Here is a 22191-nt window from a genome sequence, read left to right on the forward strand (position 1 = left end):
CAGATCAGGCGTCGAACGGCACCTCGCCGTGGTCGCTGACGCCGGCGCGCTGCCGGTAGGACAGGTGTCCGCCCAGGTACCCGCCGACACTCACGACGGCGAGCCCGGCGAAGCCGAGCAGCTTGCCGGCCCCGTGGTTGCCGCGCTTCCGCTGCAGCCACGACAGGCCGTACAGCGACAGTCCGGTCCAGTTCACGGCCTGGTGCACCCATCCGGTGCGGAGCTGCTCGCGGTCCAGCTCCGACCAGTCGCCGTAGCCGGCGACCGAGGCGCTGCTCGCCGAGACGACCCCGACGCCGACCAGGGTCTTGGCGGCCTTCGCGTTGCCCTTCCCGCCGAGCAGGTCGAGCACCGCGGCGGAGATCCAGGCGCCGAGCGGCACCTGCACCATGAGCGGGTGGATCGGGTGACCGAACGGGACTCCGTGCAGCAGCTGACGCAGAGCCTTCGGCTTGGCCAGGGCATTCACGACGGCACGGTCGATGTCGACGGCCTTGTCGAGCACGCTGGCGTGCTCGACGGCGTCGGTGAGGCGGCGGAGCGCGCGGATCTCAGGCATGCTCTGCAGCCAACACCCTGGAGGCCCGGCACCGGTCTCAGGAACCGGTGGCGGGCCTCCCGTCCGTCTTGGTGGGCTACTCCTCGACGATCTCGGCCAGCTCGAAGGGCTCGACCGTCAGGCCGTCGCCGTCCGCGGCGACGTCCACCCGGACGGTGTCGCCGTCACGGACGTCACCCGACAGGATCGCGCGGGCCAACCGGTCGTCGATCTGCCGCTGCATCAGGCGACGCAGCGGCCGCGCACCGTAGAGCGGGTCGTACCCGCGCTCCGCGAGCCAGCCGCGCGCCTCGGGGGTGACCGCGAGCTCGAGCCGGCGGTCGGTCAGGCGACGAGCCAGCCGGTCGACGTAGAGCGACACGATCTGTCCGAGGTCCTCGGCGGTCAGGGCCTGGAACACCACGATGTCGTCGAGGCGGTTGATGAACTCGGGGCGGAACGCCTGCTGCACGAGCTCACGGACCGCCTCCTCCCGCTGCACGTCACTCAGGGACAGGTCCGTCATGAACTGCGACCCGAGGTTCGACGTCAGCACCAGGATCGTGTTCCGGAAGTCGACCGTGCGGCCCTGGCCGTCGGTGAGCCGTCCGTCGTCGAGCACCTGGAGCAGCACGTCGAACACCTCGGGGTGGGCCTTCTCGATCTCGTCGAGCAGGATCACCGAGTACGGACGACGCCGGACGGCCTCGGTGAGCTGCCCACCGGCCTCGTACCCGACGTACCCGGGCGGGGCACCGATCAGGCGGGCAACGGAGTGCTTCTCGCCGTACTCGCTCATGTCGATCCGGACGAGGGCCTTCTCGTCGTCGAACAGGAACTCGGCGAGCGCCTTGGCCAGCTCGGTCTTGCCGACGCCCGTCGGGCCGAGGAACAGGAACGAACCGGTCGGACGGTCCGGGTCGGAGATGCCGGCGCGGGTGCGCCGGACGGCCTCGGACACGGTGGTCACGGCCGTGCGCTGCCCGATGATCCGACGGCCGAGCTCGCTCTCCAGGTGCAGGAGCTTCTCGGTCTCGCCCTGCAGCAGTCGGCCGAGCGGGATGCCCGTCCACTGCGCGATGACGGCGGCGATGTCCTCGTCGGTGACGCTGTCGTTCACCATCCGGTCGGCGCTCTCGGCCTGTTCGGCGGCGGCGAGCTCGGCCTCGATGCGGGGCTTCTCGCCGTACTCCAGGCGGGAGACGAGTTCGTAGTCGGCCTCGCGCTGGGCTCGCTGCGACCGCATGTTCAGGTCGTCGAGCTGCTGCTTGAGCTCACCGATGCGGTTCAGGCTCGCGCGCTCGGCCTGCCAGCGCTGCTCGAGCTCGGCCAGCCGGGCCCCGCGCGTGTGCAGCTCGTTGCGCAGGGTCTCGAGGCGGGCCTTGGAGGCGTCGTCCTTCTCCTGCTTGAGCGCGAACTCCTCGACACGGAGACGGTCGACGTTCCGCTTCAGCTCGTCGATCTCGACGGGGCTGGAGTCGATCTCCATGCGGAGTCGACTGGCGGCCTCGTCGATCAGGTCGATGGCCTTGTCGGGCAGCTGGCGGCCGGAGATGTACCGGTTCGACAGGCTCGCGGCGGCGACCAGTGCGGAGTCGTTGATCGTCACCTTGTGGTGCGCCTCGTAGCGTTCCTTGAGCCCGCGGAGGATCGCCACGGCGTCCTCGACGCTGGGCTCACCGACGTAGACCTGCTGGAAGCGACGCTCGAGGGCGGCGTCCTTCTCGATGTACTCGCGGTACTCGTCGAGGGTCGTCGCACCGATGAGCCGGAGCTCACCGCGGGCGAGCATCGGCTTGAGCATGTTCGACGCCGCGACGGACCCCTCGCCGCCACCGGCCCCCATCAGCGTGTGCAGCTCGTCGATGAACGTGATGACCTGCCCGTCGGAGTCGTTGATCTCCTTGAGCACGGCCTTCAGCCGCTCCTCGAACTCGCCGCGGTACTTGGCGCCGGCGATCAGGGCGGAGATGTCGAGCGAGATGAGCCGCTTGTCCTTGAGGGAGTCGGCGATGTCGCCGGCGACGATGCGCTGCGCGAGCCCCTCGACGACGGCGGTCTTGCCGACGCCGGGCTCGCCGATGAGCACCGGGTTGTTCTTGGTGCGGCGCGTGAGCACCTGGGACACGCGCCGGATCTCGGAGTCACGTCCGATCACGGGGTCGAGCTTGCCGCTGCGGGCGATCGCCGTGAGGTCGATGCCGTACTGCTCGAGGGCGGTCTTCTGTCGTTCTTGCGAGTCAGGAGCGCCCTGGAGGTTCGCCATGCGTTCCGTCCTTTCGTTGCGGTGGTCCTGGACTTGAGTCTACTCCACTCAACTTACGTCCGCGCGGGCGTATTCCGGATCCCGACCGCGCAGACGACGGCACCGGCCAGCAGCAGGAGCGCCATCACCACCATGGCCCGGTGCAGCCCCTCGACGCTCACCTCGCCACCGAGCACGACGCCAGCGAGTGCCACCGTGACCAGGCCGGCGATCCGGGCGAAGGCGTTGTTGACCGCCGACCCGGACCCGGCCTCGGACTGCGGGACCGAACCGAGCACCGCACTCGTCAGGGGTGTGACCATCAGCGCGATGCCCACGCCGATCAGCACCAGTCCGGGGAACACCGACCACCAGTAGCCGTCCGGGTCGTCGCCGGCGAACAGCAGCAGGAGCGCCCCGACCGCACCGACCGCCGGCCCCGCGGCCATGAACCAGCGTGGGCCGTACCGACCGGCGAAGGACCCGACGGCGGTGGAGAGCACGAGCAACATGATCGTCGGCGGCAGCGTCGCGAGGCCGGCGAGCCAGGCCGGGAACCGCCAGACCTCCTGCAGGAAGAGCGTGACGACGAAGAAGACCATGCCGAGTGCGCCGTAGATGGACAGCGTCGCGAGGTTGCCGACGGTGAAGTTGCGCGCCCGGAACAGTTCGAGCGGCACGAGCGGCGACCCGGCCGTCCGGGTCACCCGCAGTTCCCACGGCACGAACGCCACGAGGGCAGCGGCACCGAGCACGAGCGCGGCGACCACCACCGGGGAACCCCATCCCAGCCGCTCCTGCTCGATGAGCCCGAGCACGACACCGCCGACCCCGACCACGGCGAGCAGCGCCCCGACGACGTCGATGCGTGGGCGGACGACTGGGTGCACCTCGCCGGTGATGCGCAGGACCAGGGGGATCGTCACGGCGATCGGCACCGCGGTGAGCACGAAGATCCACCGCCACCCGATCCCGTCCACCACCAGGCCGCCGGCCACGGGCCCGAGGATGGTGGCTGCACTCGACCAGGCTGTCCACGTGCCGATCGCCTTCGCCTGCGCCGCCCCGCGGAACGCCGCCACGATCAGCGCGAGCGCACTCGGCATGACGAGCGCCCCGCCGACGCCCTGCAGCGCGCGGGCGACGATGAGCACCTCGCCGGCCGGGGCGACCGCGCACGCCACGGACGCGATGCCGAAGACCACGAGCCCCCACGTGATGATCCGCACCCGGCCGAACAGGTCGGACAGGCTCCCGGCGACCAGGATGAGCGAGCCCAGGGTGACGAGGTAGGCGTCGACGACCCACTGCTGCACGACGAGTCCGCCGCCGAGCTCCTGCCGGATCGCGGGGAGTGCGACGTTCACGACGCTCGAGTCGAGCCCGACGACGAACGACGCCAGGATCGCCACCACCAGCACGATGCGTCGGTCGTCCCGGAGCGGTGCGACGGCGTGCGGCGCGGGGACGGGAGCGGTCATGTGCTCATCCTGCGGCACGGGGTGCCCGGCGGTCGATCCCGCACGACGAAGCCCCCGCGACCGATGTGGTCGCGGGGGCTGCCGACAGGACGGGGCTGGGTGTCCTAACGCCGGGAGTCGGTGTTGGGCTGCGCGCTCGGCCCCGGGTTCAGGACCGGACCGGCGGCGGGCTCGGCGGGAGCGTTCTGGACGGTGCTGTTGTGCACCGTGCCGTCCGGCGCCGCACCGTTGGCCTGGGCCTTCTTCTCGTCGTCGGACATCTCCTTCTTGAAGATGTTGATCGACTGACCGAGGCCCTTGGCGAGCGCCGGGAGCTTGGTCGCGCCGAACAGCAGGATGACGATCCCGAGGATGATCAGCAGGTGAATGCCGCCGAGGTTTCCGAGCATCATGACTCCTTGTTGTGGAACTGGTCGCCGTCCGGTGATCGTCGTCGACCCACGCGGCGGAAGTCCGTGTGCCTCCATCGTAACTCCCCCGCCCCTGGAAGCCCAGGCCGGCCCCCGGAACGGACACCGTTCGTCCAGGGAAGCGCAGCGCTCAGTACGCGCCGCGGGACCGCAGCACCGACGGGACGGTGCGGGCGAGGATCACCAGGTCGTGCAGGAACGACCAGTTCTCGACGTAGTGCAGGTCGAGCCGCACCCCTTCGGCCCAGTCGAGGTCCGATCGGCCGCTGACCTGCCACAAGCCGGTGATCCCCGGGGTCACGAGGAGTCGGCGGTCGGCGAAGTCCTCGTACAGCGCGACCTCGCGGGGCAGGGCCGGTCGGGGGCCGACCAGGCTCATCGACCCGGTGAGCACGTTCCACAGCTGCGGCAGTTCGTCGAGCGAGGTCCGTCGCAGGAAGGCACCGACCCGGGTCACCCGCGGGTCGTCCTGCATCTTGAACAGCGGACCGGCGCCCTGGTTCTCGGACTGCAGAGCAGCCATGCGCGCCTCGGCGTCGACGCACATCGTCCGGAACTTCAGGATCGGGAACTCCGCGCCACCGCGACCGACGCGGACCTGCCGGAAGAACACCGGCCCGCCGTCGTCGGCGCGGACCGCCAGCGCGACCGCGGCCAGGACCGGGGAGAGCAACGCCAGGCCGAGCACGGCGCCGACAACGTCGAGCGCCCGCTTGCCCATCCGGCGGCGGTAGTCGGGGGTCTCGACGTGCATGAGCGGCAGCCCGTCGACCGGGCGCTCGTGCACCCGCCCGGCGGCGATGTCGGCCAGGGGCGAGGACACCACGAGCTCGACGCCGTGTTCCTCGAGCTGCCACCCGAGGCGACGGAGGCGGGCGTGCCCACCACGGACGGCACCCGCGACGACGACGGCGGAGACGCCCTCGGCCCGGGCGTGCGCGAGCACGTCATCGATGCCCCCGACGATCGGAGCCGTTGCCGCCCCCAGGTCGACACGGGCCCCGGCCGGAGCGCAGTCCGTGACGACGGCCCGCACGCGGTAGCCGGCACTCGGCGCAGCGGCGATCCGCGCACCCACGTACCGGACGTCCTCGGCGTCGCCGACGATCAGGACGTCCTGCAGGTGCTCGCCCCGGGCGCGACTCCGGGCGAGCACTGTGCGGACACCCTTGCGGCCGAGCGCCAGGAACGCGAGCCCCAGCGGGAACGCGATCGCGACGTACCCGCGGGCCAGGTCGAGCTGCGCCGCGTACGCGACGACCGCGACCCCGGCGATGGCGACGAGGCTCGCGGTGACGAGGCGGCGGTACTCCTCGCCGCCGATGCCGGCGATCCGGGGGTCGCGGGTGCGGAACGCCGAGAGCAGGAGCATCCAGACCACGACGATGGCGGGGGCCACCACGAACTCGAACCAGCCCGAGCGTGGTCGGACGGATGCGAGCTCCCAGGGGAACCGCACGACGTGGGCGATGGCGAACGCGGTGAGCAGCAGCGCGAGGTCGAGCAACGCCACCGCGGGGACGAACCCCCGGCGCGCCCCCGCCGGAGCGACCGTCCGGAGTGACGCCGTGGCACCGACCGGCCCGGCGGACGTCGGCACCGTCGAGTTCAGCGCGGTCGGGTGGAGCATGGTCGAGTGGAGCACGGTGGGGACCGCTCCGGTGGGTGGGCGCATCGCGAACGACATCTGGGGCCTCCTGTCGACCGATCGACGAGGAGATCGATCGGACGCCGGAGTCGTTCAGGTCACGACATCGAGCGGCGCACCGTCAAATATATCACCGTGTCGTTCTGCATATCAACGGTCGAGCGCGCGGTCCAGGCTCCACAGTACGGGCGCTTCCCGGAGCGCGGGGACGTCGGCCTCGGTCACCCCGCGCAGCCGGAACACCACCCGTTCGCCGGGCAGCAGCGTCATGAACCCGCGGTCGACCGTGCCGCCGGCCGCCACACGGTCCGGCTGCACGAGCAGGTCGCGGACGAGCGAGTCAGCCTCGACGGTCAGGTCCACGCCGCCGCCGACCACCGCGAACGCGGTCCGGTAGCGCGCGGGCTCCCAGCGCATCGCAGCGTCGGGGCCGGGAGTCCAGACCGCACGGCGCCAGTCCATGTCCGCGACGATGAGCTCGTTCGCCGGGTCGTCGACGACGCCCACCGACTCGGGCAGCGACACCACCGCGACGCCGGCGCCGGACAACCGGACCGGCAGCGACACCTCGGCCAGGATCGTGCCGGCCGTGGTGATCCGGCGCACCCGGACGACGCTGTCGTGCCCGGTGCGGGTCGACCGGACTGCCACCTCGACGGGCGAGGACCCGAAGGCGCCGGGCGAGACGCCCAGCGAGAGCGTGTCCGCGAGCGCACCCAGATCGGCCGTCTCGCCGACCGCAGGCGGCGCACCCGGGTGATCCGGGCCTCCCGTCCGCTCCGCACCCGACGCACCCGACGCACCCGACGCGCTGGTCGGAACGACCGCACCGGACGCGTCGGCCGCCCCAGGCGCCACCGACACCGACGACACCGGACGGATCGTCAGCAGCACGTCGTCGTACAGGCGGCGCAGCTCGTGCGCCAGCGGCTTCAGCCGCCCTGCCGAGTCGATCGCGGACCACGACGACACCGGCCACAGGTCGTTCAGCTGCCACACCACCACGCCGGTGTTCCGCGGCCAGTGCGTGCGCCAGTGCTCGATGCCGGTCGCGATCGCCCGTGCCTGCTGCAGCTGCGTCAGGTAGTGCCAGGCGTCGAACGCTGCCGGGTCGACCGTGCCGAAGCGCGGCTCCAGCCCGCGGGCCAGCTTGGCCATCCCGTCCGCCGCCTTCTGGTGGTGGACCACACCGGGCGAGTCGACCCGCAGCGGCGCGTCCGTGACCGCCTCGCGCAGCGTGCGCCAGGCGGGCGGCGCCTGCCAGCCGAACTCGGACACGAAGCGCGGCACCGACTCGCGGTAGGCGGTGTCGGGCAGCCGGTTCCAGACGTCCCACGAGTGGTGCGTCTCGTGGTCGACCTCGTTCGCGGGCAGCGACTCGGAACCGGACCACGGCGACGCGACCGTGTAGAAGCGCGACGGGTCGACGGCGTCGACGATGGTCGGCAGCAGGTCGAGGTAGTAGTCGAGGCCCCAGCCCCGATCGCCCAGCTCGGCACCCCAGCCGTCGGCGTCGTGCAGCCAGATGTTCTCGTTGTTGCCGTTCCAGACCACCAGCGAGGGATGGCGGGCGAGCCGGGCGACGTTGTCCCGCGCCTCGGCGATGACCTCGCTGCGGATCGGCTCGACCTCCGGGTAGGCGGAGCAGGCGAACGGGAAGTCCTGCCAGACGAGCAGCCCGAGTTCGTCGCAGACCTCGTAGAAGTCGCGCGATTCGTACACGCCGCCGCCCCAGACGCGCACGAGGTTCGTGCCGAGCGACGCCGCGGCACCCAGCCGGGACTCGAGCCGGGCGCGGTCCACGCGCGAGACGATGACGTCGTCGGGGATCCAGTTGACGCCACGGACGTCGACGAGGGTGCCGTTGACGTGCACCGCGAAGGGGCGACCGATGCCGTCCACCTGGGTCTCGATCCGGGTCGACCGGAAGCCGGTGCGGAACGTGTCGCGGTCGAGCACCTCGCCGTCGACGGTCTGCAGCTCGACCACGACGTCGTACTGCGGCTGCGCGCCGTAGCCGCGCGGCCACCAGCGTCGTGCCTCGGGAACGCGCACGGTGACGACCGTCTCGTCGTCCTTCGGGGTCAGCTGCGCGCGGGAGCGCTGACGCGTGGTGGCGCCGTCCTCGGTCTCGCCGCTCACGGTGACGACGAGCACCAGGTCGTCGTCCTCGCCGTCCTGGTCCAGGTCGTTCATCCCCGAACGCTCGACGGTGATGTGGGCGTCGAGCACGCCCTCACCGGCCTCGACGTCGACGAGTGGACGCACCTCGCGCAGGCGCGCGGTCGACCAGCGCTCGATCGCGACCGGCCGCCAGGGGCCGCTCGTGACCGCGGTCAGGCCCCAGTCCCAGCCGAAGTTCGACGCCATCTTGCGGATGTACGGGAACGGTTCGTCGTACGGGCCCGGCATGCTGCCGGCCTTCGCGGCCACCCGGCCGGCCTCGCGGTACGGCGACTCGAACAGGATCTCGAGGTCCTTCGTGGTGCCACCGGACCCCGTCTGCACCCGGGCGTCGAACCGGTAGCGGCGGTGCATGTTGCGGGTCGTGCCCACGACGACGCCGTCCAGGCTGAGCTCCGCGACGGTGTCCAGGCCGTCGCAGACCAGGTCGACGCGCTCGTGTCCGCGCGGGTCGACGTCGACCGTGCGGCGGTAGGCCCAGTCGGCGCGGCCGACCCACTTGGCGTCCTGCTCGTTCAGGTGGAACGTCGGGTCCGGCAGCAGGCCCTCCCGCTCCAGGTCGGTGTGGACCTGGCCCGGCACCGTCGCCGGGATGGTGCGGCCCACGACGCCGTCCGGCGCACCGGTTCCTCCGGCCATCGTCACGGTCCAGTGGTCGCGGAGTTCCTCGCGTTCGAGGGTCATGCGGGTCCTTCTCTTCGGCGGCAGGGTGTCCGTCAGCCTCGGTCGGGGACGCCGGCCGGCGGCCCGGCCCACGACCGGTCCCACGGCCTGGAGGCGCGGCACCGGTTGCCCGGGCGTCGTCACGCCGCGCGCGCGAACGGGGTGCGCTCGCGCGAGGGGTGCTCGGCGATGCTAGTACGGGATGCTTTCGGCAACCTAGGTGGTGACAGGGGCGGGTCGCGCGGGCAAGGTGGGAACGTGATCACCGTCGAACTCGCCAGGTCCCTCCGTGACGCCGGCCTCCGCTGGCACCCCGAGACCGGGGACCGGTTCGTGATCGACAAGCCCGGCATCGACGACGACGTCTACACGGTGTCCGAGATGACCGTCGAACGGCACGACTCCCCCACCGGCACGATCCTCGGCTTCAACGGCACCACGGAGTGGGCCCTCGACTCGGTCACCGCGTCGGAGTCGCTCTGGCTGCCCCGCGAGGACCAGCTGCGCGACCTGCTCGGGCCGTCGTTCATCGGGCTGACCCGGGTGCCGGTCGGCGGGCGCCTGGTCTTCACGGTGACCGCGACGATCGGGGGCGTCGACCGCAGCTTCGCGTCCGAGGTGCCCGCGATCGCGTACGGGCAGGCACTGCAGGCGTACATCACGGCTGCGCTCTCCTGAGCTGCGCAGCCCGCGCGGCGCAGCCCGAGCGGCGCGCCCGGGCTCGCCGTTCCTGGGTGTCGGCGGAATGCGCGCTGAGGAGCGTTTGGTTGCATGGGTCCATGACCGTTCCGAACATCACCCTGAACGACGGCAAGACCATCCCGCAGCTCGGCTTCGGCGTCTTCCAGATCGACCCCTCCGAGACGAAGGCCGCCACGCTGGCTGCGCTCGAGGTCGGCTACCGCCACATCGACACCGCCGAGATGTACGGCAACGAGAAGGAGGTCGGTGAGGCGATCGCTGCGTCCGGCATCCCGCGTGAGGAGATCTTCGTCACCTCGAAGCTCAACAACGGCTTCCACGACCCCGAGGCTGCGCTGGAGAACGGCAAGAAGTCGGCCGAGCTGCTCGGCGGCTACACCGACCTCTTCCTCATCCACTGGCCCCTGCCCACCGTCTCGGACTTCGTGCCGACGTGGAAGGCCTTCGAGGAGCTCTACGCCGCCGGTACCGCCCGGTCGATCGGTGTCTCGAACTTCCAGACCAACCACCTCAACCGCCTCGCCGCCGAGACGACCATCACCCCGGCCGTGAACCAGATCGAGGTGCACCCGTACCTGGCGCAGGACGAACTCCGCGCCTACAACCGTGAGCACGGCATCGCGACCGAGGCGTGGTCCCCGATCGCGCAGGGCCTCGTGCTCGACGACGAGACCATCACCCGCATCGCCTCGTCGGTCGGCAAGTCCCCGGCGCAGGTCGTCCTCCGTTGGCACATCCAGCGCGGCGACATCGTGTTCCCGAAGTCCGTCACGCGCGCCCGCGTCGAGGAGAACTTCGCGATCTTCGACTTCGAGCTCTCGGACGAGGACATGACGGACATCACCGGCCTCGACAAGGGCCACCGCACGGGTCCCGACCCCGACACGTTCGACTACGTGCCGGCCTGATCGATCCCAGCACAGCAGCACGTCGCGAGAGCCGTCCGGGTCAGCCCGGGCGGCTCTCGCCGTCCGTGGCCGTCAGCGGTTCGTCGCGACCGAGGCCGTCACGGTGAACTTCGGGGTCCTGACGACCTCGCGGGTCGGCCCGACCAGGCGCGAGAGGACCGGCCGGTAGCGCAGGTGCGTGTTCCAGACGCACCACAGTTCACCGCCGGCCTGGAGGATCGTGGCCGCGTTCCGGAACATCGCCTCGGCGGTGTCCGTGGTCACCGCCGTGTCCGCGTGGAACGGCGGGTTGCACAGCACCAGCTGCGCGGACCCCTCGGCGAGCTCGTCGCCCGCGTCGGTCCGCAGCACCGTCACCCGGTCGGCGACCCCGTTGGCTTCCGCCGTCGCGCGCGTCGACTCCACCGCGATCCGCGACACGTCGGTGGCGACCACGCGGACGTTCGGTCGGCGCAGCGCGATCGCCGCTGCGATCACGCCGTTGCCACTCCCCAGGTCCACGACCGTGCGCGCGGTGGGGACCGCTCGGTCCATCGCGTCGAGGAGCACCCGCGTGCCCTGGTCGAGCGACGTCCCCGCGAACACGCCACCGTGTGCCACCAGGGTCATGCCGAGGTCGTCGACGTGCACCGACCGGGGCCAGGGGTTCGTGGTCGCGGCACGGGTGGCCTGGGCGCGGAGCGGGTCCTGCGCGATGAGCAGCCGCGACTTGCCCCGGCCACGCGAGGCAGCGACGTCGCCGAACGACCGGCGCAGCACGTCGTTCTGCGACAGGTTCATGTACTTGACGTTGCCGCCGCAGAGCAACACGACGTCGGGCGCGGCGAACCGGGCGACGGCGCGGGCGATCTCGTCCAGACGGTCGTGCGACTTCGACAGCCGCAGCACGACCAGCCGGACGTCGCGGAACGCAGCCTCGAACGAGTCGGGGTGGTGGAACCCACGGAGTCCGAAGGTGCCGGCGTTGGCCTCGAGCGCCCGCTCCCCCACCAGGGAGTCCTGCACGACCCGGATGTCGCTCGCGCCGTACTGCGTGATGAGGCCGAGCGTCAGCACCCCGTACCGGTCGTCGACGACCGCGACCTCGCCCGGCTGCCGGAGTGCGTCGCCGTGCACGTGCGGTGCTTCGTCGAGCAGGAAGCGGTCGGTGCCGTCGATCGCGATGAGGTCGGGCGCGTCGTCGTCGCGTCGGCGGAAGAGGTCGGCGAAGTCTGGCACCGCGTCAGCGTACCCGGCGACAGCCCGCGGCGAAGCGCATGGTGATTGCACTCGCGATATCAACAGCCTGTGTATTTCACATGTCAATACACTGGGAGTCCCCCCACCAGAAGGAGCCCTCAATGGCATCCACATCGTTCCGGAGCGCCGCGGTCGTCTGCGGCGTCCTCACCGCTTCCCTCGGCTTCGGCTTGCTGACGCCCGCGGCCGCCACCGCTGCCACCGCCACTCCCGCAGCCGCCTCGTCGTCGGACTCCACCGTGCAGGAGACTCTTCCGGACTTCGATTCCATCCCCGTCGATCCCTCGCTGGAGGCACTGCGCTTCTCCATCGACTGGAGCACCCCGTGGTCATCCCGCATCGTCGGCGGACGAGCCGGTGGTGGCGACGACGTCTGGCTCGTCAGCGGCAACCAGGTGTACGACCGGAGCACCACCGGCATCTTCTTCCTCGTCGTGCAGGACCGCCACAAGGACGAACCGCTCGAAGCGATCCGCGTCCACACCGCCGCCGACGGCACCCAGACCCGCGGCGAGCGCACCCCGATCCCCCGCACCATCAAGATCGACGGACTGCAGCAGCAGAACACGTTCACGCCCGGCACCACCCACTTCGCCGGCAGTGCGACCGCCGGTGCCACGATCGTCGCGAAGGACACCACCTCGGGCGCCACCCTGTTCACGACCGAGGTCAGCGGGGCACGCAACGGGACCGGCACCTGGAACGCCGATGCCGACCTCGCCGACTCCGACCACGTGATCACCCTCACGCAGACGACGACCGACGGTCGGAAGAACGAGCTCCGCGACGTGCGGTTCTCGCCGGCGGCATCGGAGGCGCCGCAGGCGCCGACGGTCGTGCAGAAGGGGCGCGTCCTCGACGGGTCGTTCGTCGTGGCGGGTTCCGTCGCTGAGGACGTCGACTCGGTCGTCGTGCAGGACGAAGCCGGCTCCACCATCGCCGACGCCAGCCTCGGCGAGACCGGCTACTCCGCTCGGCTCCCGCAGGACCGCGTCGGCTCCACGGTCTACGTCGTCGGACGCACTGCCGACGGCACCTCCTCGGCCCGCGTGCCCGTCGCGCTCGAGCAGCTGCCGATCGACCCGACCGCCGCCGCACCGTCCCTCCGGTCCGTGTTCGTCTACCCGGACGGGCGCGTCCAGGTGGTCGGGGAGCGCGATGACGCTCCTGGGCTCTGGATCCTCGACGGAGACCGCGTCGTCGGGCACACCACCCGCGCCGATGCGGTGTGGAGCTACACGATCGCCGCCGCCGCGACCGGCAAGCAGCTCGACATGGTCAACCTGGTCTTCAACGGCCGCGACTTCAGCGGGACATCGGAGCGCGTTGCGCTTCCCCGCCTCCTGCGGGTCGAGGGCCTCGCGGACGAGAACGACTACACGCCGGGCAAGCGGGCGTTCGCCGGCACCGCCGAGGCCGGCGCGACGATCACCGCGACCGACCAGCGCGGCCAGCGACTCTTCGAGACGAAGGCAGACGGCGCACGGTCGGGCGTGGGCACCTGGGACGCCACCGCCGACCTGACCAGCAAGGACGGGTACGAGGTCACGTTCACGCAGACCACCGCCGACGGACGCTCCTCGGTGATGCGCAACATCGCCTTCACCACCGAAGACGACGCCGTCGCACCGCTCGTGGTCACGTCCCCCGGGATGAACGGCACCGCCTCCGGCCCCCGCCCCACCTTCACCGGCACGGGCCAGGCCGGGTCCACGATCGAGATCCGCGGCACCTCCCGCGTCGTCGGGACCGCCGAGGTCAACGCCGACGGCAAGTGGAGCGCCACGTCGAGCATCGACCTCGGCCGCGGCAGCTACGCCCTCACCGCGAAGCAGACCACCACCGGCAACGCCACCAGCGAAGCCCCCGTCCGCTTCTCCGTCACCGCCACGGCAGCGCCGTTGACGGTCACGTCCCCCGGGATGAACGGCACCACCACCGGACCCCGCCCCACCTTCACCGGCACCGGCCAGGCCGGCTCGACGATCGAGATCCGCGGCACCTCCCGCGTCGTCGCGACCGCCGAGGTCAACGCCGACGGCAAGTGGAGCGTGGCGTCGAACATCGACCTCGGCCGTGGCAGCTACGCCCTCACCGCGAAGCAGACCACGCCCGGCAACGCCACCAGCGAGCTCCCCGTCCGCTTCACCGTCAAGTAAGCCACACAGCCCACACAGAACGCCCCCGGTGACCACTCGGTCACCGGGGGCGTTCGCCTGTCGATCCCCGTCAGCGCGGTCCGCGGTACAGGACGATCTGCGTGTTCCGCTGCGGCCGCGACCCCGCCTTGAGCGAGATCGCCGCACCACTCGCGGTGGCGGCGAAGACCCGCGCACCGGGCCGGTTGATGAGCTGGTCGGCCAACGCCGACTCGAGTTCGCGCACCCGGTCGCGCAGCGCCTTGTTCTCGTTCTCCAGGTCGAGCACCCGCCGGATCCCCTCCAGCGACACCCCCTCGGAGCCGAGTCGCGCGATCTCGCGCAACTGCACGACATCGCGCATCGAGTACCGCCGCGACCCACCCCGGGTGCGACCCGGCACGACCAGGCCGAGCCGGTCGTACTGCCGCAGCGTCTGCGGGTGCATCTCGGCGAGCTCCGCAGCGACCGCGATCGCGAAGACGGGCGAGTTCTCGTCCATGTCGGTCATGGCGCGTTCCTTTCCGTCGTCCGCGTGGGGTGGAAACCAGCCTGGAGGAACGGCGAGCGTCCGTCAGGAAGCCGCGCCGTTCCTCCAGGCCGGGTCTACTGCATTGCGTGCGCGACGCTAGTCGCGCGCCTTGGCGAGGAGGTCCTCGCGGGGGTTCTCGTCGGGCAGCGCAGCCGCAAGTGCCTCGACGGCCTCGCGCTGCTTGTCCGACAGGTGCGACGGCACCGCGACCTGGACGGTCGCGAGCAGGTCGCCCGTGCCGTTCTTCGTCGTGACGCCGCGGCCCTTGACGCGCAGGACGCGACCCGACGGCGTGCCGGGGGCGACCTTGAGCTTCACGGGCGAACCGCCGAGCGTCGGGACCTCGATCGTCGCGCCGAGCGCTGCCTCGGTGAACGTCACGGGGACGTCCACGCGCAGGTTGAGCCCGTCGCGCTCGAACACCGGGTGCTTCCGCACCGACACGGCGACCACGAGGTCACCGGCCTCTCCGCCATCGGGCGAGGGCTCGCCGCGGCCGCGCAGACGGATCTTCTGACCGTCGGCGACGCCCGCGGGGATGCGGACGTTCACCGGTCGGCCGTTGCCCTGCGACAGCTTGACGGTGTCACCGGCGATCGCCGTGGTGAAGTCGAGGGTCGTCGACGCCGTGACGTCGCGGCCCTTCGTCGGCCCGCCGAAACCGCGGTAGCCGCCGGAGGTCTGGCCGAAGCCGCCACCTCCGCCGAACATCCCGCCGAGGATGTCCTCGAATCCACCGGCACCGCCGGGGCCACCCTGGCCGAAGCGGACACGCTGTCCGCCGCCGCCCTGCTGCCCGAACATCCCGCCGAAGACGTCCTCGAAGCCGCCCTGGCCCCCGCCGCCCGCTGTGAAGCGGGCGCCGGAGCCCATGGCGCGGACCTGGTCGTACTCCTGGCGCTGCTCCTTGTCGGAGAGCACCGAGTACGCCTCGCTGATCTCCTTGAAGCGGTTCTCGGCGGCGGCGTCACCCGGGTTGGAGTCCGGGTGGAACTGCCGCGCGAGCTTCCGGTACGTCTTCTTCAGCTCGGCGTCGGAGGCGTCCTTGGACACGCCGAGGACCTTGTAGAAGTCCTTGTCGAACCAATCCTGACTGGCCATGGATCACCTGCCTTCTTCTGTCGTCACCGTGGGGACCCGGCTCAGGCCGGGACCGCCACCGCGACCTTGGCCGCGCGGAGAACGCGCTCACCGAGCTTGTAGCCCGGCTCGACGACGTCCGCGACGGTCTGTCCGGTGGCGCCCGGGGTGGGGAGCTGGACGATCGCCTCGTGGATGTTCGGGTCGAACGCCTCGCCCTTCTCGCCGATCTGCACGAGCTTGAACTTCTCGAAGCCCCCGCGGATCTTCTGGCCGATGACCTGCATCGGCCCCTCGGCGAGGTCACCGTGGGCCTCGGCCCGGGTGAGGTCGTCGAGCGCCGGCAGCAGGGCCCGCACCACTTCGGCGATGGCGACCTCGCGGTTGGCCTCCCGGTCACGCTCGACGCGCTTCCGGAAGTTCACCAGCTCGGCCTGCGCACGGAGCATGTCCGCACGCATCTCCGCGACGAGGTCGCGGTCCTCGGTGCTGAGCTTGTCCTCGGCGATGCCGCGGGCCGCGTCGGCGAGCAGCGCTTCGTCCTCCGGGGAGAGGTCGTTCGCTGCATCGGCCGCCGGGCCCCCGGCGGCGGGGCCGTCCGTCGGTACTTCGACGTCGGGCCCCTCCGCCTCGATGAGGTCCTCGGGCTCGGCCGCGTTCGTGGCGTCGCCCTCGACCTGGGGCTCGTCCTCGTGGGGCGCGTTGTCCTTGGGATCCGTCATCGTTACTTCTTGTCCTTGTCGTCCTCGTCGTCCACGACCTCGGCGTCGACGATGTCCTCGTCGTCGGCCGGCTGCTCACCCGCGGGCTGCTCGCCACCGGCGGCGCCGGCTGCTGCGTCCTGCTGGCTGTAGATGGCCTGGCCGAGCTTGCCCTGCGACTCGTTGAGCTTGTCGAAGGCGGTCTTCACGGCGTCGTCGTCCTCGCCCGCAAGAGCGGACTTGAGCGCGTCGACATCGGCCTGCACCTCGGACTTGACGTCCGCGGGGAGCTTCTCGTCGTTCTCCTTGATGAGCTTCTCGATCGAGTAGACGAGCTGCTCGGCCTGGTTGCGACGCTCGTTGGCCTCGCGACGTGCCTTGTCCTCGGCGGCGTGCTCCTCGGCTTCGCGGACCATGCGCTCGATGTCCTCCTTCGGCAGCGACGAGCCGCCGGAGATGACCATCGACTGCTCCTTGCCGGTGCCCTTGTCCTTGGCGGACACGTGCACGATGCCGTTGGCGTCGATGTCGAAGGTGACCTCGACCTGCGGCACGCCACGGGGAGCCGGGGCGATGCCGGTGAGCTCGAAGGTGCCGAGCGGCTTGTTGTCGCGGGTGAACTCGCGCTCGCCCTGGAAGACCTGGATGGCGACCGACGGCTGGTTGTCGTCAGCGGTCGTGAAGGTCTCGCTCCGCTTGGTCGGGATCGCGGTGTTGCGGTCGATGAGCTTCGTCATCAGGCCGCCCTTGGTCTCGATGCCGAGCGACAGCGGCGTGACGTCGATGAGCAGGACGTCCTTGCGCTCGCCCTTCAGCACACCGGCCTGCAGCGCGGCACCGACTGCGACGACCTCGTCCGGGTTGACGCCCTGGTTCGGGGACTTGCCACCGGTCAGCGACTTGACGACCTCGGCCACGGCGGGCATACGGGTCGAGCCACCGACGAGCACCACGTGCGCGATGTCGTTGACCGAGACACCGGCTTCCTTGATGACGTCGTTGAACGGCTTCTTGGTGCGGTCGAGCAGGTCGGAGGTCATCTGCTCGAACTGTGCGCGCGAGATGGTCTCGTCCAGGTTCAGCGGGCCCTCGGCGGTGAGCGTCAGGTACGGGAGCTGGATGTTCGCCGACATCTGCGACGACAGCTCCTTCTTGGCCTGCTCAGCCGCTTCCTTCAGACGCTGCTTGGCGATCTTGTCCGTGGACAGGTCGACGCCGTGCTCGTCCTTGAACTTCTTGACCAGGTAGTCGACGATGCGCTGGTCCCAGTCGTCACCACCGAGGCGGTTGTCACCGGAGGTCGCGCGGACCTGGATCGTCGAGAAGTCATCGTCCTTGCCCACCTCGAGCAGGGAGACGTCGAACGTGCCGCCACCGAGGTCGAAGACCAGGATGAGCTCGTCTTCCTTGCCCTTGTCGAGGCCGTAGGCCAGTGCGGCCGCGGTCGGCTCGTTGATGATGCGGAGGACGTTGAGGCCGGCGATCTCACCGGCGTCCTTCGTGGCCTGACGCTCGGCGTCGTTGAAGTACGCCGGCACGGTGATGACCGCGTCCGTGACGTCTTCGCCGAGGTACTGCTCGGCGTCGCGCTTGAGCTTGCCGAGGGTGCGGGCCGAGATCTCCTGCGGCGTGTACTTCTTGCCGTCGATCTCGGTGGTCCAGTCGGTGCCGACGTGACGCTTGACCGACGCGATGGTGCGGTCGACGTTCGTCACGGCCTGGCGCTTGGCGGTCTCGCCGACCAGGACCTCGCCGTCCTTCGTGAACGCCACGATCGACGGCGTGGTGCGCATGCCTTCGGCGTTGGCGATGACGGTGGGCTCGCCACCTTCGAGAACGGAGACGACGGAGTTGGTGGTTCCGAGGTCGATGCCTACTGCACGTCCCATGTGTTGCTCCTCTTGCTTGGGGGTAAGTCGTTGGACTTGCGTCCGATGGACTCAACCCTACTCCTGAGTCACCTGGAGTCAACTTCAGGGAGCACAAACCTGCGCCAGTCCCACTCAACTCCCAGTCGGGCGCAAGTGAGGTAGCACGTTCGTATGTTGGTATTTCACGTGATATTCTGAATACACATGCGCCGTTGGAGTCTGTCCACGGGCGTGCCCCCTTCCCGCACAGCCGCCGTCGCGCGGCCTGTCCTGAAAGATGCACATGTCTCACAAGAAGAGGGCATCGACTGCCCTCAAGTCCATGGGTGCGGCCGGGCTGGCCGCTGCCACCATCGTGTCCGGCCTGTCATTCGGTGCAGCAACGGCGATCGCTTCGCCCGAGCCCCGGTCGATCTCGACCCAGGCCACCGCCTCCGGCAAGTTCGTGATGAAGTCCAGATCTAACTCGACCTGGTGGGCTGTCGGATCCAATCTCAGCGCCACAGCCCATTCATCGCTCGCCGCCGCGAAAGCGGCTGCTGCGACTGCAACATTCACTACGGGTACTGGCGAGCTCAAGATCGGATCCTCGTGCATTGTCCCGGCACCGTCGGGCTTCACCCACGACTACACCGTTGGATCTTGCGGCAACGCGGTGCAGATCAACCTCAGTGGCGGCACCCTCTGGGAGGGTTCTTCCCGGATCGGTATCTGGCCGTACTCGAATGAGCCAGCATGGCTTGGGAAAGGCCAGACAGGTTACGAACTCGCGACGTACGATGAGATTTTCCCGAGCACCCGAGCCATGACCGCGCAGGTGACGAAGGTGAACAACATCGCGAGGACCGCTGAGGTGTCGGGTACGGCAACGCCGAACGGCACGGTGACGATCGGCAACAAGACCGTCGACGTCAACTCGAGCGGCAACTGGTCGATGACCGTCGAAGGGCTCTCAGTCGGGGCGAACTCCCTCACCGCGACGCAGCGCTTCAACAACGCGCGGGTCGACGAGAAGACTGTCACCGCGACGATCGTCGAGGGCGGCACGCTCGTCGGTGTCGACCAGGGCCCGATCGAGCTCGAGCGCGGCGAGAGCACCCCGGTGCCGTTCGTGGTCGAGAACCGCGAGGCGCGCACGAACACCGACGGCACGGTCACGCTCGACGCACCCGAAGGCACCACGTTCGACCAGCAGGCCACGGTCCAGGGCCAGATGCGTGACGTCGGAGAGGACGACTGGGCGAACACCACGTCCGTCCCGCTGACCGACGGTTCGCGGTCGAATGACGGCAAGACCATCACGTTCGATGCCGAGTGGGCCGCGAACCACCCCGCCGACGAGCAGTACCGCTTCATGGTCGGCGTGACCGCTGACGAGGACGCTCCCGCCGGTTCCGACGCAATGGAGTTCTCCATGCCGGGCACCAGCAGCAAGGGCGACTTCCTGGCTGAGGGCACGACGACCACCACCATCGAGACCAACGTCGTCGACCTCGTGGCCGACATCGCTTCGATCGACCACGCAGGCAAGTCCGCCGTGATCTCGGGTACCGCAACTCCGGGCGCGACGATCACGATCGGCGACGAGAGCACCGAGGCCGACGCCGAGACCGGTGCGTGGAGCATCACGGTCGACGGCCTCGAGCGCGGCACGAACGCACTACACGTGGTGCAGGAGATCGAAGGCGAGGAGCACGACTCGAAGGACCTCGACGTCGTGATCAACGACGCCGCGATCTCTGGCCAGGCCGGCACCGCAGTCACGCTCGAACGTGGCGAGGTCACCTCGGTGGAATCCCTTTTCAAGACGAACGGTTCGATCAGCCGCCCGCAGGGCAAGGTCGAGTTCACCGCTCCCGAGGGCACCACCTTCGCCGCGGACCAGAGCACGATCGAGGGTTCGTTCAAGAAGCCGGGTGACGACGCCTGGACGAACTCGGCCATGACCCTGACCAACGGGGTCCGTTCCGCGGACGGCACGAAGTACACCTACGACTTCGCGACGACCACCACGACCTGGAACCTTCCCGACGCGTCCCTGATGCGCTGGAACATCGACGTGAACACGCCCGAGGACGCCGAGGCCGGCACCTTCCCGATGCGCACCGTGCTCAGCGGTACCGCCACCGAGGGAGCGTTCAACACCACCAGCACCACGCAGGCCACGGTCGAAGCCGCCGAGGTTCCCGCACCGGACGCGCTCGTCGTCACCACCCCGGCCGACGGCTCCACGGTCGACTCCAAGCGCCCGGTGTTCTCGGGTACCGGCGACGAGGGTGCCACGATCGAGATCCGCGACGCCGAGGACAACCTCGTCGCGACCACCGTCGTGAAGGACGGCGCCTGGAGCGTCCCCGCGACCGCGGACCTCGCGGACGGTTCCTACGAGTTCGACGTGACCCAGACCCCGCTCGCCGGGGCGCCGAGCACCGAGAAGGTCTCGTTCACCGTCGCGACGAACCCGCTCACGACCGAGCTCACCGCGGTCGGCGCCTTCGATGACGACGTCACCAAGCCCGCGACGATCTCCGGCGACGCCACCACGGGCGCGACCGTGATCGTCAAGGACAGCCTCGGCAACGAGGTCGGCCGCACCGAGGCCGTCGACGGGAAGTACTCGATCCCGGTCCCGCCGTCGTTCGCCCACACCGGCGTCAACGACTTCACCGTGACCCAGACGAAGAACGACACGACCTCGCCCGAGAAGGACGTCTCGCTCGACTACGGCATGCCGGCACCGATCCGCATCACCAGCCCGGCGAACGGCTCGACGGTCCAGAAGGACGGCCTGACCTTCACCGGTACCGGTGACGAGGGCGCCCGCATCGACGTCCGCGGTTCCGTCCGAGCCATCGCGACCGGTACCGTCACCGACGGTGTCTGGAACGCACCGGTGACGATCGACCTGTCGAACAACGTCTACAACCTGCGCGCCGTGCAGACCACCAAGGGCGGACTCACGACGCAGGTCCCGATCACGATCACGATCACCGACGAGGCTCCGGTTGCTCCGTTGACCGCGACCGCCGCGTTCAACGCCACGGACGAGAACCTGCCCGCCGCGATCACCGGCTCCGCCAACCCCGGCGCAACCGTCACCGTGAAGGACAGCAACGGCGACACCATCGGCACCGCCATCGCCACCAACGGCCGCTACACGATCACGATCCCCGCGAACAAGGCCCACTTCGGCGTTAACGACTTCACCGTCACCCAGACCGTCCGAGGCCAGGTCTCCGCACCACTGGACCGTTCCCTCGACTACGGCAACCCCGCAGCCCCGGTCATCCAGACCCCGGCCAACGGCGCCAGCGTCACCAACGGCTCCATCCGCTTCACCGGCACCGGAGCCACCGGCGCCAAGCTCGACATGCGCGGCAACAGCTCTTCCGTCGGTGACACCAAGATCGCCGACGGCGCCTGGACCGTGGACGTCACCCGCCAGCTCAACCCGGCGGTCTACGACCTCCACGCACTCCAGACCAGCAAGGGCGGCCTCACCCAGCGCGTCAACATCACCGTCACCGTCCGCAACGAGGCTCCGGTTGCTCCGTTGACCGCGACCGCCGCGTTCAACACCACGGACGAGAACCTGCCCGCCGCGATCACCGGCTCCGCCAACCCCGGCGCAACCGTCACCGTGAAGGACAGCAACGGCGACACCATCGGCACCGCCATCGCCACCAACGGCCGCTACACGATCACGATCCCCGCGAACAAGGCCCACTTCGGCGTCAACGACTTCACCGTCACCCAGACCGTCCGAGGCCAGGTCTCCGCACCACTGGACCGCTCCCTCGACTACGGCAACCCCGCAGCCCCGGTCATCCAGACCCCGGCCAACGGCGCCA

Annotated in this window: 16 protein-coding genes; 4 read left to right on the plus strand and 12 right to left on the minus strand. The window is 70.0% G+C overall.

Going from position 1 to position 22191, the window contains the following annotated elements; all coding sequences use genetic code 11:
- Window positions 1-4: 4 nt before the first annotated feature.
- The 6 genes from BIU95_RS04225 to BIU95_RS04250 form a co-directional block, all read right to left on the minus strand.
- Window positions 5-559 (minus strand): DUF2231 domain-containing protein, encoded by a 555-nt coding sequence (locus BIU95_RS04225; RefSeq protein WP_071250553.1) that lies wholly within the window; start codon window positions 557-559, stop codon window positions 5-7.
- A gap of 76 nt (window positions 560-635) precedes the next feature.
- Window positions 636-2804 (minus strand): ATP-dependent Clp protease ATP-binding subunit, encoded by a 2169-nt coding sequence (locus BIU95_RS04230; protein ID WP_083389221.1) that lies wholly within the window; start codon window positions 2802-2804, stop codon window positions 636-638.
- A gap of 53 nt (window positions 2805-2857) precedes the next feature.
- Entirely contained in the window at window positions 2858-4264 is a 1407-nt protein-coding gene (locus BIU95_RS04235) for an MFS transporter (RefSeq protein WP_071250555.1), read from the minus strand.
- Window positions 4265-4368: 104 nt separating this feature from the next.
- On the minus strand, window positions 4369-4653 hold the full coding sequence (gene tatA, locus BIU95_RS04240) for a twin-arginine translocase TatA/TatE family subunit (protein WP_031259354.1): 285 nt from the start codon (window positions 4651-4653) through the stop codon (window positions 4369-4371).
- A gap of 151 nt (window positions 4654-4804) precedes the next feature.
- The gene (locus BIU95_RS04245; RefSeq protein ID WP_083389222.1) at window positions 4805-6361 is read right to left on the minus strand and encodes a sugar transferase; all 1557 of its coding nucleotides are present in this window, start codon (window positions 6359-6361) and stop codon (window positions 4805-4807) included.
- Between the two features lie 111 nt (window positions 6362-6472).
- Window positions 6473-9190: a glycoside hydrolase family 2 protein gene (locus BIU95_RS04250; RefSeq protein ID WP_071250558.1), complete on the minus strand. Its 2718-nt coding sequence runs from the start codon at window positions 9188-9190 to the stop codon at window positions 6473-6475.
- Between the two features lie 237 nt (window positions 9191-9427).
- On the opposite strand from BIU95_RS04250, the gene BIU95_RS04255 reads away from it, so the two are divergent.
- The gene (locus tag BIU95_RS04255) at window positions 9428-9847 is read left to right on the plus strand and encodes a hypothetical protein (protein WP_042538705.1); all 420 of its coding nucleotides are present in this window, start codon (window positions 9428-9430) and stop codon (window positions 9845-9847) included.
- Window positions 9848-9948: 101 nt separating this feature from the next.
- Entirely contained in the window at window positions 9949-10779 is an 831-nt protein-coding gene (locus BIU95_RS04260; RefSeq protein WP_017886373.1) for an aldo/keto reductase, read from the plus strand.
- Between the two features lie 72 nt (window positions 10780-10851).
- Here BIU95_RS04260 and BIU95_RS04265 read toward each other — a convergent pair whose 3' ends face one another.
- A complete protein-coding gene (locus BIU95_RS04265) occupies window positions 10852-11997 on the minus strand; it encodes a class I SAM-dependent methyltransferase (protein ID WP_071250560.1) in 1146 nt (381 codons plus the stop codon).
- Window positions 11998-12119: 122 nt separating this feature from the next.
- Between BIU95_RS04265 and BIU95_RS04270 the strand changes: the two genes are divergently transcribed.
- Window positions 12120-14177: an Ig-like domain-containing protein gene (locus BIU95_RS04270; protein WP_017886375.1), complete on the plus strand. Its 2058-nt coding sequence runs from the start codon at window positions 12120-12122 to the stop codon at window positions 14175-14177.
- Window positions 14178-14247: 70 nt separating this feature from the next.
- Here the strand turns inward: BIU95_RS04270 and BIU95_RS04275 are convergent, their stop codons facing one another.
- From BIU95_RS04275 to BIU95_RS04295, 5 genes are all read right to left on the minus strand, one after another.
- Complete coding sequence (locus BIU95_RS04275) at window positions 14248-14658, minus strand: heat shock protein transcriptional repressor HspR (RefSeq protein ID WP_027464889.1); 411 nt, start codon at window positions 14656-14658, stop codon at window positions 14248-14250.
- Between the two features lie 126 nt (window positions 14659-14784).
- Window positions 14785-15789: a DnaJ C-terminal domain-containing protein gene (locus BIU95_RS04280; protein WP_017886377.1), complete on the minus strand. Its 1005-nt coding sequence runs from the start codon at window positions 15787-15789 to the stop codon at window positions 14785-14787.
- Window positions 15790-15830: 41 nt separating this feature from the next.
- Complete coding sequence (locus BIU95_RS04285; protein WP_082046895.1) at window positions 15831-16490, minus strand: nucleotide exchange factor GrpE; 660 nt, start codon at window positions 16488-16490, stop codon at window positions 15831-15833.
- 2 nt (window positions 16491-16492) lie between these two features.
- Window positions 16493-18358, minus strand: a complete 1866-nt coding sequence (gene dnaK / locus BIU95_RS04290; RefSeq protein ID WP_017886379.1) for a molecular chaperone DnaK — start codon at window positions 18356-18358, stop codon at window positions 16493-16495.
- 270 nt (window positions 18359-18628) lie between these two features.
- Window positions 18629-18919 (minus strand): hypothetical protein, encoded by a 291-nt coding sequence (locus tag BIU95_RS04295; RefSeq protein WP_139179641.1) that lies wholly within the window; start codon window positions 18917-18919, stop codon window positions 18629-18631.
- A gap of 226 nt (window positions 18920-19145) precedes the next feature.
- On the opposite strand from BIU95_RS04295, the gene BIU95_RS04300 reads away from it, so the two are divergent.
- Window positions 19146-22191: Ig-like domain-containing protein (locus BIU95_RS04300; protein WP_139179642.1), on the plus strand; the 3046-nt coding region annotated here is incomplete at its 3' end.

It is taken from the genome of Curtobacterium sp. MCBA15_007 (assembly GCF_001864905.1).
In the GTDB taxonomy this organism is placed as follows: Bacteria; Actinomycetota; Actinomycetes; order Actinomycetales; family Microbacteriaceae; genus Curtobacterium; species Curtobacterium poinsettiae.